9 protein-coding genes and 1 pseudogene are annotated in these 14,115 nt (G+C 70.3%); 2 read left to right on the forward strand and 8 right to left on the reverse strand.

Annotation, left to right across the window (positions count from 1 at the left end):
* Positions 1–11 precede the first annotated feature (11 nt).
* The gene (locus tag ASC76_RS11520; protein WP_056465602.1) at positions 12–2,438 is read left to right on the forward strand and encodes an RND family transporter; all 2,427 of its coding nucleotides are present in this window, start codon (positions 12–14) and stop codon (positions 2,436–2,438) included.
* 45 nt (positions 2,439–2,483) lie between these two features.
* Here ASC76_RS11520 and ASC76_RS11525 read toward each other — a convergent pair whose 3' ends face one another.
* From ASC76_RS11525 to ASC76_RS11560, 8 genes are all read right to left on the reverse strand, one after another.
* A complete protein-coding gene (locus ASC76_RS11525) occupies positions 2,484–3,467 on the reverse strand; it encodes a tripartite tricarboxylate transporter substrate binding protein (protein WP_056465604.1) in 984 nt (327 codons plus the stop codon).
* A gap of 75 nt (positions 3,468–3,542) precedes the next feature.
* Positions 3,543–5,186, reverse strand: coding sequence for a 3-(methylthio)propionyl-CoA ligase (locus ASC76_RS11530; RefSeq protein WP_056465606.1), 1,644 nt, complete (start codon positions 5,184–5,186; stop codon positions 3,543–3,545).
* A gap of 24 nt (positions 5,187–5,210) precedes the next feature.
* The gene (locus tag ASC76_RS11535; RefSeq protein WP_056465608.1) at positions 5,211–6,539 is read right to left on the reverse strand and encodes an MFS transporter; all 1,329 of its coding nucleotides are present in this window, start codon (positions 6,537–6,539) and stop codon (positions 5,211–5,213) included.
* 12 nt (positions 6,540–6,551) lie between these two features.
* The gene (locus ASC76_RS11540) at positions 6,552–7,544 is read right to left on the reverse strand and encodes a quinone oxidoreductase (protein WP_056465611.1); all 993 of its coding nucleotides are present in this window, start codon (positions 7,542–7,544) and stop codon (positions 6,552–6,554) included.
* A gap of 14 nt (positions 7,545–7,558) precedes the next feature.
* Positions 7,559–8,152 (reverse strand): alpha/beta hydrolase, encoded by a 594-nt coding sequence (locus tag ASC76_RS11545; protein WP_056465612.1) that lies wholly within the window; start codon positions 8,150–8,152, stop codon positions 7,559–7,561.
* Positions 8,153–8,160: 8 nt separating this feature from the next.
* Positions 8,161–9,219 carry a 3-keto-5-aminohexanoate cleavage protein gene (locus tag ASC76_RS11550; protein WP_056465614.1) on the reverse strand — a complete coding sequence of 353 codons (1,059 nt, stop codon included), beginning with the start codon at positions 9,217–9,219 and terminating at the stop codon, positions 8,161–8,163.
* Positions 9,220–9,253: 34 nt separating this feature from the next.
* The gene (locus ASC76_RS11555; protein WP_056467316.1) at positions 9,254–10,102 is read right to left on the reverse strand and encodes a TauD/TfdA family dioxygenase; all 849 of its coding nucleotides are present in this window, start codon (positions 10,100–10,102) and stop codon (positions 9,254–9,256) included.
* A gap of 198 nt (positions 10,103–10,300) precedes the next feature.
* Positions 10,301–13,018 carry a LuxR C-terminal-related transcriptional regulator gene (locus ASC76_RS11560; protein WP_235580419.1) on the reverse strand — a complete coding sequence of 906 codons (2,718 nt, stop codon included), beginning with the start codon at positions 13,016–13,018 and terminating at the stop codon, positions 10,301–10,303.
* A 176-nt stretch (positions 13,019–13,194) separates the two neighbouring features.
* Between ASC76_RS11560 and ASC76_RS24705 the strand changes: the two are divergent.
* Positions 13,195–14,073, forward strand: a pseudogene (locus tag ASC76_RS24705) (universal stress protein); the annotation flags it as partial.
* Positions 14,074–14,115: the final 42 nt, after the last annotated feature.

Consider the following 14,115-nt stretch of genomic DNA (forward strand, 5'->3'; position numbering starts at 1 on the left):
GAAGGAACACCATGCACGCAGGACCCACGACTCCCCATCAGGCTGTCGAGACGCTGGCGCAGTTCGACACGGCGAGCGGCTCGCTGCTCGAGCGCGCGGTGTTCAACCACCGCAAGGCGGTGATGCTGGCGTGTGCCGTCATCACCGTGCTGCTGGGCGTGCTGGCGGCGACGAAGCTCACGCTGAGCGCCAGCTTCGAGAAGATGATCCCGCGCAGCCACCCGTACATCCAGAACTACCTGGCGCAGCGGGTCGAGCTGCGCGGCCTGGGCAATGCGCTGCGCATCGTCGTCGAGAACCCGAACGGCGACATCTACGATCCGAAGTACCAGGCGACGCTGCGCAAGATCCACGACGAGGTGTTCCTGACGCCCGGCGTCGACCGGGCGTGGGTCAAGTCCTTGTGGGCCCCGGGCGTGCGCTGGACCGAAGTCACCGAAGAGGGTTTCCGCGGCGGCCCGGTGATGCCCGACAACTACGACGCCAGCCCCGCCGCGACTGAGCAGCTGCGCGCCAACATCGCGCGTGCAGGCATCGTCGGCAGCCTGGTCGGCAACGACTTCAAGTCGAGCATGCTCGTCGTGCCGCTGCTCGACACCGACGCGGGCACCAACCAACGGCTCGACTACCGCAAGCTCTCGCACGCCATCGAGCAGATCCGCACCCGGGTCGAGGCCGACGGCAGCGCACGCGTGCACGTGATCGGCTTCGCCAAGCTGGTCGGCGACCTGATCGACGGGCTGATGCAGGTGGCGCTGTACTTCGGCCTCGCCGCCGCGATCGCCACCGCGATCATCTGGCTCTACACCCGCTGCGTGCGCTCCACCGCGCTGGTGATGGCCTGCTCGCTCGTCGCGGTGGTGTGGCAGCTCGGGCTGGTGGCGGCGCTGGGCTTCGAACTCGACCCGTATTCGATCCTCGTGCCCTTCCTCGTCTTCGCGATCGGCGTCAGCCACGGTGCGCAGAAGATGAACGGCATCATGCAGGACATCGCGCACGGCGCGCACAAGCTCGTCGCCGCGCGCTACACCTTCAGGCGCCTGTTCCTGGCGGGGCTCACGGCGCTGCTGGCCGACGCGGTGGGCTTCGCGGTACTGATGGTGATCGACATCGACGTCATCAAGGACCTGGCGCTGACCGCGAGCCTCGGCGTGGGGGTGCTGATCTTCACCAACCTGATCCTGCTGCCGGTGCTGCTTAGCTACGTCGGCGTCAGCCCGAGCGCGGCCGCGCGGACGCTGCACGCCGAGAGCGAGGCGGCGCAGAACACCGGCTTCAACCGCCTGTTCGGCGTGCTGGCGCGCTTCGTGGAAAGGCGCTGGGCGATGGGCGCGGTGCTGGCTTCCGCCGCGCTGCTGGCCGGCGGCTACGCAGTGAGCACGCAGCTCAAGATCGGCGACCTCGACCCCGGCGCACCCGAGCTGCGCGCCGACAGCCGCTACAACCGCGACAACGCTTACATCACCGGCAAGTACTCCCTGTCCAGCGACACCTTCGCGGTGATCGTCAAGACCGAGAAGGAGGGTTGCCTCAAGTACCAGACCCTGGTCGAGGCCGACCGTCTGGCCTGGACGCTGCAGCAGGTGCCCGGCGTGCAGACCACCGCGGCGCTGACCAACGCGGTGCGCCAGATCACCGCCGGCAGCAACGAGGGCGCGCCGAAGTGGCTGACCATCGCACGCAACCAGGACGTGTTGAACTATGGCGCGCAGCAGGCCAGCGTCAACAACCCCGACCTGTTCAACGGCGACTGCTCGGTGATGCCGGTGATCGCGTACCTCGCGGACCACCGCGCCGAGACGCTGGACCGCGTGGTCGTGGCGAGCAGCGAGTTTGCGGCGGCGCACAGCACCACCGAGCGCCAGTTCCTGCTCGCCGCCGGCTCGGCCGGCATCGAGGCGGCGACCAACATCGTCGTGCGCAAGGCGTGGGTGCAGATGCTGCTGCTCGTGTACGGGGCCGTGATCGTGCTGTGCTTCATCACGTTCCGCAGCTGGCGCGCGGTGGTCGTGGCCGTCGTGCCGCTGGTCATCACCTCGGTCCTGTGCGAGGCGCTGATGGTGGCGCTGGGCATCGGCGTCAAGGTGGCGACGCTGCCGGTCATCGCGCTCGGCGTGGGCATCGGCATCGACTACGCGCTGTACCTGCTCTCGGTGCAGCTTGCGCAACAGCGCGCCGGCGTCTCGCTGGCCCAGGCCTATCGCGGCGCGTTGCAGTTCACCGGCAAGGTGGTGGTGCTGGTCGGCGTGACGCTGGCGGCCGGCGTCGCGACCTGGGTTCTTTCGCCGATCAAGTTCCAGGCCGACATGGGCGTGCTGCTGGCGTTCATGTTCGTGTGGAACATGGTCGGCGCCGTGGTGCTGATTCCGGCGCTGTCGTACTTCCTGCTGCCCTCGGGCCGCACGCCCTCCGTCGTCGAACCCGCGCTCGCGGTCTGATCCGACGCGCGGCGCCGAAGGCCGGCGCCGCAGCAGTCTTCCTCTTTACTCGGCCTTGAAGCCGATCGACTTCAGCACCGCGCCGACGCGCTCGTAGTCGCTCTTCAGCGACGTGGCCAGTTCGTCGGGCGTGCGCGGCTGGCCGGGCTCGAAGCCGACGTCCTGCAAGCGCTCGCGAGCGCCCGGCTGGGCCAGCGCCTTCAGCGCCGCCTCGCGGATCTGCGCCTGCAACGCAGCGGGCAGGTCGGGCTTGACCCACAGCCCCATCCACGCGACGGCTTCGAGCTGCGGGTAGCCGAGTTCGGTGAAGGTCGGCACCTCGGGGAGCAGCGGCGAGCGCCTGGGCGTGCTGACCGCGAACGCCTTGATCTTGCCGCCCTTGAGGAGCGGGATCGACGTCGCCATGCCGTCGAACATCAGTTGCACGTGCCCGCCCATCAGGTCCTGCAGCGCGGGCGTCGAGCCTTTGTAGCCCACGTGCGTCATGTCGAGGCCGGCGGCCTTGTTCAGCTGCAGGCCCATCACGTGCGACAGCGTACCGGCGGTATACGAGGCGAAGTTGATCTTGCCCGGGTTGGCCTTCACATGGGCGACGAGTTCGGGCAGGGTCCTGGCCGGGAGGGCGTTGTTGCCCACCATCACCAGCCCGCCGCGCGCCACCTCGGCCAGCGGCTTGATCTCGTTGGCCATGACGACCGGCAGCTTCAGGATGTGCGGGATCTCGCTGACCAGCGAGTTCACGCCGACCAGCAGCGTGTGCCCGTCACGCGGCGAGAGCGAGAGATCGTTCACCGCAAGCACGCCACCGGCACCAGGCTTGGCTTCGACGATCACGGTCTGCCCGATCTGTTTGGACAACTGATCGGCGAGCAGCCGCGCGACGATGTCCGCCGAGCCTCCGGCCGGGCCGGCGGCGACGATGCGCACGGTCTTGGTGGGCCAGGTCGACGGCGTCGCCTGCGCTTGGGCAGGCGCGGCGCCGAGCAGGGCTGCGAGAGCCGCGGCCGCCACGAGGGTGCGACGCGGCATCCCCGGACGCGTGGGTGGGTTCGAGGTCATGGTCATGGGGTCCTGCAATGAAGCGCCGTACAGGCGCGGGTTGGCTCAGGCCGTCGGCAGTTTATGGTTGGCGAACTGCTCGCGCAGCTTGTTCTTCTGCACCTTGCCGGTCGCGCCCAGCGGAATCGCGTCGACGAAGACGACGTCGTCGGGCGTCCACCACCTGGCGATCTTGCCGTCGTAGGACGCGATCAGCTCGTCGCGCGTCAACGCGGCGCCGGGCTTCTTCACCACCACCAGCAGCGGGCGCTCGTCCCACTTCGGGTGCCGGGCGCCGATGCACGCAGCCATCGCGACGGCGGGGTGCGCCATCGCGATGTTCTCGAGATCGATCGAGCCGATCCACTCGCCGCCGGACTTGATCACGTCCTTGCTGCGGTCGGTGATCTGCATGTAGCCGTCTGCGTCGAGGGTGCTCACGTCGCCGGTCGGGAACCAGCCACGGCCCTGTGCGTCCGGCACGAGCGGGTCGCCGCCGTCGCCCTTGAAGTAGCTGGCGATGATCCACGGCCCGCGCACCAGAAGTTCGCCGGAAGTCTTGCCGTCGTGCGGCAGTTCCTCACCCTCCTCGCCGACGATCTTCATGTCGACCCCAAACACCGCGCGGCCCTGCTTGGCCTGCACCGCCATGCGCGCGTCGGCGCCCAGGCGGTCGTGCGCGGGCTTGAGCGTGCACACCGTGCCGAGCGGGCTCATCTCGGTCATGCCCCAGGCGTGCAGCACCTGCACGTCGTAGCGCTGCTGGAAGGCCTGCATCATCGCCGGCGTGCACGCGGAGCCGCCGATGATCGTGCGGCGCATGGTGCTGAAGCGCAGGTCGTTGGCCTCCACGTGCGCGAGCAGGGCCTGCCAGACGGTCGGCACGCCGGCAGAGACCGTGACGCGCTCGCTCTCGAACAGGTCGTGCAGCGACTTGCCGTCCAGAAAGGGCCCCGGGAACACCAGCTTGGCGCCGACCATGCATGCGGCATACGGCAGGCCCCACGCGTTGACATGGAACATCGGCACCACCGGCAGAATGGTGTCGCGCGCGGAGCAGTTCAGCGCATCGGGCAAGGCGGCTGCATAAGTGTGCAGCACGGTTGAACGGTGGCTGTACAGCGCGCCCTTCGGGTGGCCCGTGGTGCCGGACGTGTAGCACAGCGACGACGCGGCGTTTTCGTCGATTTGCGGCCAGTCGAAGTGGTCGCTGGCGCCGGCGATCAGCTCCTCGTAGCACAGCAGGTTTGGCACGCTGCTGGCTGCCGGCATGTGCGCGCGATCGGTCATCAGCACGAAGGCCTTGACCGTTTTCACGCGCGCGGCCACGGCTTCGACCAGCGGCAGGAAGCTCAGGTCGAAGAACAGGATCCGGTCTTCGGCGTGGTCCGCGATCCACACCACTTGGTCGGGGTGCAGGCGCGGGTTGAGCGTGTGCAGCACCGCCCCCGACCCCGACGCCGCGTAGTACAGCTCCATGTGGCGGTAGCCGTTCCAGGCCAGCGTGGCGACGCGGTCCCCGAACGCGATGCCCTGCGCCGCGAGCGCGTTGGCCATGCGGCGCGATCGCGCCGCGAGTTCACGGTACGTGCTGCGGTGGATGTCGCCCTCGACACGGCGCGAGACCACCTCCTGCTCGCCGTGGTGACGCTCGGCGTGGACGAGCAGCGAGGAGATCAGCAGCGGCTGCTGCATCATGAGTCCGTTCATGGGGTGCTCCGAAGGAAACGGGAATCAGGCGAGTGCACCTCGCACGTCGCCGGGCAAGGGCTCGACCGGCTCGGCAGCGCGCGCCTTGTCGGCCTCGTAAGTGCCGGCAGCGAGCACGAAGGCACCGGCCGCGAGCAGCGCGAAGAGCGGAATCGCGCTCAGCGCGGGCACCAGGCCCCAGGCGTCGGAGAGCACGCCGGCCAGGAAGGGACCGGCCGCCAGACCGAGCAGGTTCTGGAACAGCGCGAGCACCGAACAGCCGGTGGCGCGCACGCCGGGGTGGATGACGTCGATGACGATCGCCGACACCGGGCCGACGGTGCAGGTGGCCAGAAAGCCGCCCAGCATGATCATCGCGAACTGCGCCGCAGGGGGCAGCGCCAACGCGAACGCGGCAACCAGCACGACCGTCGTCGTGACACACAGGGCCGCCAGCACCATGAACTTGCGTCGCGGGTGGCCCACGCCGGTGCGGTCGATCAGGGCACCCCAGATCACCGCGCCCGCGGCGCCGCAGAGCACGACCAGCGCGGCCTTGACCCCCGCCTGGGCCGGGGCCACGCCATGCACGCGGTTCAGGAAGCTCGGCAACCACGACCACAGGGCCGAGACCACCACCAGCTGCGCCGCGCCGCCGATGCACACCCAGAGCATGGTGCGCGAGCGTGCCAGCACCTTCGCGATGTGCTTCACCGCCTCGCCGATCGACTGGCGCCGGGCGTTCTGCGCGGGGGCGAGCTGGACGGTGTCGTAGTCGCGCACCTTCAGGTACAGCAGTGCGAGCAGCAGGCCCGGCAAGCCGACGACGCCGAAGGCCGCCTGCCAACCCCACCGGGCCGCGATCACGCCGCCGAGCATCACGCCGAGCACCGAGCCCACCGAGGCGGCCGCGAAGAAGCCGGCGAGCAGCGCACCGCGCATGCGGCTCGGGAAGTGGCTGGCGATCAGCGCCGCGCCCACCGAACCGTAGCCCGCCTCGCCGACGCCGACCACCGCGCGCGCCGCCAGCAGCGCGCCGTAGTTGCGCGCCCACATGCAGGAGATCGTCGCGAGGCTCCACACAGTGGCCATCGCGACGATGCTCTTGACGCGGCTCACGCGGTCGGCGAACAGCGCCACCGGCAAGGCCCCGAGCGCCACGGTGACCGAGACCACCGACACCAGCCCGCCGAGCTGCTTGTCCGACAGCGCCCACTCGGCCTTGAGGTAGGGGAACAGCGAGACGATGACCTGGCGATCGACATAGTCGAAGATCATCAGCGCCAGCGTCATCGCGAAGGCGAACCAGGCCGGGCCGCGGCCGAACAGGTAGTCGTCCTGCGGCGGCGCCTTCCCGAGGGCGTGCAAGTCCATGGCGACGTCCCCTCAGGGCACCAGCACGGTGGCGCCGGTGGTCTGGCGCGATTCGAGTGCGCGATGCGCCTGCGCCGCGTCGGCCAGCGCGAAGCTCTGCCTCGGTTCGCCGGTGATGCGGCCGGCCAGCACGTGACCGAACAGCTCGTCGGCCATCGCCAGCATGTGCGCGCGCGGCGCCGCGTAATGCACCATCGCCGGCCGCGTCATCCAGAGCGAGCCCTTCACGGCCAGCAGCGTGCTGTCGACGACCACCGGGCCGGAGGTCGTGCCGTTGCTCACCAGACTGCCGCGCACCTGCAGGCTGTCGAGCGAGGCCATCAGCGTGTCCTTGCCCACCGAGTCGTAGACGACCGGAACGCCCTTGCCGCCGGTGATCTCGCGCACCCGCTTCGGAATCTCGCGCGCTGCGTCCTCGGGGGTCATGCCACCGGTGACGATGGTGTGGGCGCAGCCGTTGGCGCGCGCGACCTCGGCCTTGGCCTCGGTGCTCACGGTGCCGATCATCGTCACGCCCATCGCCCGTGCCCATTGGCAGGCCACCAGGCCGACGCCACCGGCAGCCGCGTGGTACAGGATGGTCTCGCCGCCCTTCAGCGGATAGACCTGGCGGAACAGGTACTGCGCCGTCATGCCCTTCATCATCAGCGTCGACGCGGTGCGGTCGGAGACGCCGTCGGGCAGCGGGATCAGCACGTCGGCGGGCATCACCCGGACGTCCGAGTAAGCGCCCTGCGGCCCGAGCAGGTAACCGACGCGGTCGCCTGCCCGGATATCGGTGACGCCCTCGCCCACCGCTTCGACCACGCCGACCGCATCGCTGCCCAGCCCGGCGGGCAGCGGGTGGGGGTAACGCCCGGTGCGGAAGTAGATGTCGATGAAATTGACCGCGATGTAGGTGTGGCGCACGCGCGCCTGGCCCGGGCCGGGCGCGCCGACCTCGACGCTCTCGAGTTCGAGCACCTCGGGACCGCCGGTCTTGTGGAAGCGAATGACCTTGGACATGAAAGTCTCCTGATTCAGAACTGGGTGTCGACGGGAGCCGGATCACGGCTGAGCTCGTGGATGAGCGGGATGGCCAGCGGCCATTCACCGAAGCCCGAGGCGGGGTTCAGGTGGCCGACATCCCCCAGATCGAACACGCGGCTTCCCCAATCGTTGGCGAGCGCCACCACGCGGGAATGGTCGGCCAGCGGGTCGTTGCGGCTCGCCGCGACGACGCTGGTGAACGGCAACGGCGCGCGCGGCACCGGCAGCCAGCCGCCGGCCCGCAACGCCTCGACTGTCGGGTAGCCGTCGGGCAGCGGTCGGTCGAAGTCCGGCGGCACCGCGAGCAGCGCCGCCCGCACCCGCCGCCGGGTGAGTGCGGCCCAGTGCGCGACCGTCACGCAGCCGCCGCTGTGCGCGACGATCACGATGGGCCCGTCGATCGCCTGCGCGCTGCGCTCGATCGCCGCCACGCGCGACGCGCAGTCGAGGTCCTCGCGCCCAAGCGGCGGCACAGCGGCCACCGGCCGGTTCGCGGCGCGCAGCTGCGCCTCGAGCAGCGTCTGCCAGTGCTGCGCGACGGCGTCGCGCAGGCCAGGGACGATGAGGACCGTCGCCGACTTCATGGCAGGCCTCAGGCGACCTTGCGCAGGAAGCCCTGCTGGCGCCCCGTCGCGTTGGGGGCGAAGCCGTTGGCAGCGAGCGTCTCCTCGACCGTGTCGTAGAAGACGCCGATCTTGCAGATTTCGCGCGCTTCCTTGCCACTGGCGATCTCGCGACCGAACTCACGCGAGATGCGCACCAGTTGCTCGACCTGCTCGACCGTGGTCATCTTGCCCGTGCGCGACTGGTTCCAGAGGTTGTCCTCGATGCCGCAGCGCACATGCAGGCCCATCGCCAGGCCCATCATGTTGATCGGCAGCACGTTGCGCATGCTGCTCTCGACCGTGAGCATCGCGCCGTCGGGGATGGCGCGCAGGAAGTGCGCCAGGCTGTAGATCGTCGGCTGGTCCATGCCGCCGCCGATCGCGACCCAATTGCACACCAGCGGACCCTTGTAGACGCCGCGGCGGATCAGGCGCTCGACCGTCTCGTAGCTGTTGATGTTGTAGAACTGGAACGCGCTCTGGATGCCGGCGGCGCTGAGGCGCTTCACGTGCTCCTCGACCCAGGACGGGCTCGAAGGGACGATCATCTCGCGGTAGGCCTGGTAGTTCTGCGGTTCGGCCAGCGACGTGCCGGCGAGGTCGGCGATCTCCATCTGCTCGACCACGTTCATCTGCGTGGTGTTGACGGTGACGGTGACCTGGTCCGGCTTCGGGTCGAGTTCGGCCAGCATGTGGCGCGTGTCGTCCGACAGCCACTTGGCGGAGGCGCCGTCGGTCTCGGGCGCGAAGGAGATCGAGCCGCCGACCTGGATGACCATGTCCGGCACCGCCCGGCGCACGCCGGCGATCAGTTCGTTGAACTTGGACAGGCGCTTGCTGCCCTTGCCGTCCAGCTCGCGCACATGCAGGTGCAGCACGGTCGCACCGGCGTTGTAGCAGTCGACCGCCTTCTGCACCTGCTCGGCCATCGTCACCGGGATGTCCTCCGGGAAATCCGCCGGGATCCACTCGGGGCCGTAGGGCGCGGCGGTGATGACCAGCTTGTTCTGGTTCTCGGGGAAGAGCGATCCGTCCTGGAAGTTCATGGGTGTGTCCTCGGGGCAAAAGAAGAAGTTGGGATCAGTACGGCACGTCGCCGACGATGCCGGCGCGTTCCATCTTTCGATGGCATGGGGCGTAGTCCATCACCGCGTAGTGCTGGGTGCTGCGGTTGTCCCACATGGCCACCGAATTCGGCTTCCAGCGGAAGCGCACCTGGTACTCGGGGATCTGCGCCTGGCTGATCAGGTACTGCAGCAGTTGCGACGCGCCGGGCACGGCGTCCTGGCCGAAGCGCACGCGGCCCGGCGTGTGGAAGTTCGTGAAGTGGGTGGCGAACGCGTTGACGAACAGGATCTTCTCGCCCGTCTCGGGATGGGTGCGCACCACCGGGTGCTCGGCGTCGGGGAACTGGGCGTGCAGCGCGAGGCGCTTGTCGATCGGCATCGCGGCGCCGAAGCTGGCCTCGATGCTGTGGCGTGCGCGCAGGTCGGCGATCTGCGTCTTGACGGGTTCGGGCAGCCGTTCGTAGGCCAGCACCATGTTGGCCCACATCGTGTCGCCGCCCACCGGCGGGCACTCGACGCAACGCAGCACGCAGCCGAACGGCGGCTTTTCGCGCCAGGTCGCGTCGGTGTGCCAGGCGTTTTCGTAGCGGTCGTTGGGCGCGTCGGGCGACTTGTAGATGCGCACCAGGCCCGGGTGATCGGGATCGCTGCCGGCCACCGGGTGGTCCTCCAGATCGCCGAAGTGGCGCGCGAAGGCGACGTGTTCGGCGCGCGTGATGTCCTGGTCGCGGAAAAACAGCACGCGGTGCTTCAGCAGCAGCGCGCGGATCTCGGCGACGAGCGCCGGGTCGCGGGAGGCGACGCCGAGATCGACGTTCGAGAGCTCGGCGCCGAGCGCACAGGTGAGGGGCTCGACCTTGATCGAGTCGGTCAGTGACGCTGCTCGGACGACGGCGGGCGCGGCGGGGGTGGCGGTGGTCATCGGTGGGTCTCCAGCCTCAGGCCGCTTCGGGCGACCTTTCTTGGCGAGAAGGTTAGGCCGGCGGCTCCACCGTCGTCCCCCCATCGTGGAGGGGGGTGGGCTCGGATGCGCCGAGCCCTTGCTCGCGCTGGACCGGCCTCAGCGCTCGGTCTCGAGCAGCCCCAGGATGCGCGCGCGCTGCACGACCTGCTTGCGCGTGCCGGCGTCCAGCTTCGCGAAGAGGTTCTTCATGTGCCACTTGATCGTCTGTTCACCGACCTGCATGGCCAGCCCGATTTCCTTGTTGGACAGGTTGCGCGCGGCCAACTCGAGCACCTCACGCTCCTTCGGCGTGAGCACCGTGCTGCGGACGGCACGGTCCTGCGCCGCGGCCTGCACGGGCGCGCGCAGCGGCGCGGCCAGCGGACCCGGACCGGCCGGTGCGCGGCCCGATGGATACGACGCTCCGGGCAAGGCCTGGCGCACCCAGTCGCCCAATGCCGGGTGCGCGTCGTCGAACACGCGCAACAACCCGTAGGTGGTGGCCAGATCGGCCGCCTCGCGCAGCAGCGCCTGTGACTTCTCGCCGCAGCGGTCCAGCACCCAGGCGCGCAGGGCCAGCAGCTCGATGTGCAAGCGGACGAGCTTGACGCCCTGCGCCATCGCGTCGGCGCGCGCCAGCGTGTCGGCCGCCTGGCGCCAGTCCTGCATCGCTATGGCGGCGTAGGCGAGTGCGACCTCGCGCAGCAGCATCGCGTTGCGTTGCCACAGCCGCCCTTGCGGCGCGGCGGGATCGGCGAGCCGCGCGTCGATCTGCGCACACAACTCTCGGCAGGTCTCGGGCCGGAAGCGACGTGCGTGCAGGCGCACCTGCTCGGCCAGGCTGGCGATTCCCAGGCGCGGCAGCCGGCGCGCCCCGCCGACGGCGTCCAACGCGCCCAGCAGTTCGAGCGCGCGGTGCTCGGCACCCTCGGCGGCCGAGATGCGGGCCATCGTGCGGTAGCCGAGCAGCACCGCCTCGGGCAGTGCGCTGCGTTCCAGCACGTCGAGCCGGTTGGCCAGCAGTGCGCCGGCCTCGTCGGGGCGGTTGCGCTCCCAGCACGCCGCGGCGAGCACGGCGGCCAGCATGCAGGTGAAGGGGTTGCGCCGGCCCAGGTCACCCTCGGCGCGCGCCAGCGTCGGGCGCAGCAGCTTCTCGGCCAGCAGCACCTGGCCCTCCCACAGGTACGACAGACCGACGATGCAGTCGCCCCAGCGGCCGAGGTAGCCCTGGGCCCGCCCCTCGCCGGCCCGCGGCGCCTGCTGCTGGCGCAGACGTGCGAGCGCGGGTTCGCCTTCCAGCAGCGTGCGAAACGCCGAGCGGTTGGCATGCACCTGCAGCAGCAGCGGATCGGTCAGGGGCGGGTCGTGCGCCCACGGATCGTGCAGCGCCGCGAAGCGATCGGGGTCGTCGGCGTAGACCGCCGCGCCGCTCTGGATCAGCGCGCATTCGCAGCGCAGCGCGTCGCCGGCGTCCGGCTGCGCGAGGAGGCGCTCGATGAAGTGACTGGCCTGCTCGTGCCGCTCGCTCAAGGCCAGCGACCAGGCCACCGCCAGCAGCAGGCGCGGCCGGCGATCGACTTCCGCGGCCGGCAGGCGGCTCAGCCACTCCAGCACCGTGCCCTGGTGCCCGCGGGCCATCAGTGATTCGTACAGGCTGCGCTCGGCCAGGTCGTAGGCGGTCTCGCGCTGGCCGGCGGCCAGCGCGTGCAGTGCGGCCGCATCGATCAGGCCCTGCGCGGCCAGGCCCTCGGCGGCGCGCGCGTGCAGCGCCGCCTGCTCGTCGGCCGGCAGCAGCGCGAAGCGGCCCCGCAGCTGGTCGCGCGCCAGCGCGTGCATGCGCAGCCAATCGCTGGCCTCGCCGGCGGCCAGGACGGGCGTGTCGCGCGCCAGCCGGGCCAGGCGCTCGCCGGCGTCCGCCGCCTGCGTGACGGCCTGGCACAGCGCCGGGTGGAGCAGGTCGAGGATGGAGATGCGCGTCAGGAACGAGACATCGGCGGGGTCCAGGTTGGCCAGCAGCAGGTTGACGAACTGCTCGCGCAACGGGTCGCGTACCGCGCTGCCCTGCGCCGCCATCGCCGCGATCTCGGTCTGCGGATCGCTGCCGGCCGCCATCACCGACAGCGCGAGTTGCAGGCCCAACGGCCAGCCCTCGGCGAGCTCGTGCAGCCGCGCGGCGGCGTCGCGATCGACGCGGTTGCCGAAACGCGCGCGCACCAGTTCGATCGTCTCGTCGAGATGGAAGCGCAGTTGCTGCGCGCCGACGACGGTGGCCATGCCGTAGCTGATGAGGTCGTCGAGCCCGAGCTGGCAGTCGGCGCGCGCGGCGACCACGGCGCGCAGGTTGGACGGCGCATTGCGCAGCAGGTAGGCCAGCGCATCGCGCGTCGTCTCGGGCAGGCGATCGGCCTCGTCGACGATCAGCACGATGTCCAGGGCCGATTGCGCCACATCGGCCAGCCAGATCGTCACCGCCTCGAGGCCGGCCGGCGTGGCGGCCTCCAGCAGCGTGTGGCCGAAGGTCGGGCGGCCGGCTCCCGTCCGGACGGCCAGCGACAGTCCCTGCACGAAGCGCTGGACGTCGTCGTGCGGCTGCGCCGTCAACCAGGCCACGACCTGCCCCTGGGCCAGGTGCTCGCGCCGCCACTGCGCCAGCAACGAGGTCTTGCCATAGCCGCCGGGCGCCTGCACGAGGATGAGCGGGTGGTCGCTCAGGCGATCGTGGTCGGCTTGCAGGCGGGGCCGAGTGAGCTGGTGGCGCGGCACACGCGGTGGCGTGACCTTCAACAGCAGGTCGTCCGGAAAGCCAGCGGGCGTGCGGGGTGTGGGAGTGGCCACGTTGTTCGAGGTTGTCGATGCCGCCGCGGCGAATCCGCGCACGCAGCCGGCATTTCCGGTGGCGATGGTAACGGCCGCCGCCGGGCGCGAACGTCGGTGCTTGCCCCCCGCGACGAGGAGGGTTCCCACGCACTCCATTGCCTAGCATCGGGTGATTGATCCCACAGGAAGTCGCCGTGTACCACCATCTGCTCGTTCCTGTCGACGACACCGACCTGTCGGTCGAGGTGGTCGGCAACGCCGTCGCGCTGGCTCGCCCGCTGGGGGCGCGCATCACGTTCTTCCACGCCGTCGCCGATGCGGCCGCCTCGCTGCGCGGCGCCGCCGAGGTGCTGCGCCCGACCGCGCGCGATGAGTACGAGTACCAGCACCTCGGCAAGGCCAGGGAGCTGCTGACCAAGGCCGAGGCGGCTGCGCGAGCGCTGGGCGTGCCCTGCGAATCGCGCCACGCGGTGAGCGACAAGCCGGCGCAGGCCATCGCCGAGGCGGCACGCGCCGGCGGCTGCGACCTCATCTTCATGGCCTCGCAGGGCGGGCGAGACAAGCTGGGCATGGCTTTCGCGTCGGAGACGCTGACGGTGCTGATGACGGCCGGCCTGCCGGTGCTAGTGTCGTCCACCGGCGAGCCCAAGGCGCCGGCGCGGGCGATCGCCATCATCCGCGACGAGCGCCGATCAGTGGCCGCCGTCATGCACGCCTGGATGCATGCGCTGGCTACCGCGCGCGAGGCGGGCAGCGCGCCCGATGTCGAGCTGATGCGCGCCATCGTGCGCTACGTGCAGAACTCTCCGATGACGCTGCACCACCCCGCCGAAGGGGAGCACCTGTTCCGGCGGCTGCGCGAACGCACGACGAGCTGCAACGCCGAGCTCGACGAGCTGGAGCGCCAGCACGAACGCGACGAGCAGCTCGTCGCGGCGCTGGCGCGGCAAGTCGAGGCCCTGGCCACGGCCAGCGCCGCAGACCGGCCGAGCGCGACGCGCGCGCTCGACGAAGGAGTCGCACGCTACGCCGCCTTCCTGTGGGATCACCTGGGCCGGGAAGAAGGCGTGATCCTGCCGGCGGCGCAGCGCCACCTGCTCCCTGAAGACTGGGCG

Origin of the sequence: Rhizobacter sp. Root404, from assembly GCF_001425865.1 — a bacterium.
Taxonomy (GTDB): Bacteria; Pseudomonadota; Gammaproteobacteria; order Burkholderiales; family Burkholderiaceae_C; genus LMDS01.

Coding starts and splice junctions, on each gene's coding strand:
- ASC76_RS11525 (WP_056465604.1), bottom strand. CDS start 3,467: ATGCCGCGTCGCACCCTCGTGGCGGCCGCGGCTCTCGCAGCCCTGCTC.
- ASC76_RS11540 (WP_056465611.1), bottom strand. CDS start 7,544: ATGTCCAAGGTCATTCGCTTCCACAAGACCGGCGGTCCCGAGGTGCTC.
- ASC76_RS11520 (WP_056465602.1), top strand. CDS start 12: ATGCACGCAGGACCCACGACTCCCCATCAGGCTGTCGAGACGCTGGCG.
- ASC76_RS11530 (WP_056465606.1), bottom strand. CDS start 5,186: ATGAACGGACTCATGATGCAGCAGCCGCTGCTGATCTCCTCGCTGCTC.
- ASC76_RS11535 (WP_056465608.1), bottom strand. CDS start 6,539: ATGGACTTGCACGCCCTCGGGAAGGCGCCGCCGCAGGACGACTACCTG.
- ASC76_RS11550 (WP_056465614.1), bottom strand. CDS start 9,219: ATGAACTTCCAGGACGGATCGCTCTTCCCCGAGAACCAGAACAAGCTG.
- ASC76_RS11545 (WP_056465612.1), bottom strand. CDS start 8,152: ATGAAGTCGGCGACGGTCCTCATCGTCCCTGGCCTGCGCGACGCCGTC.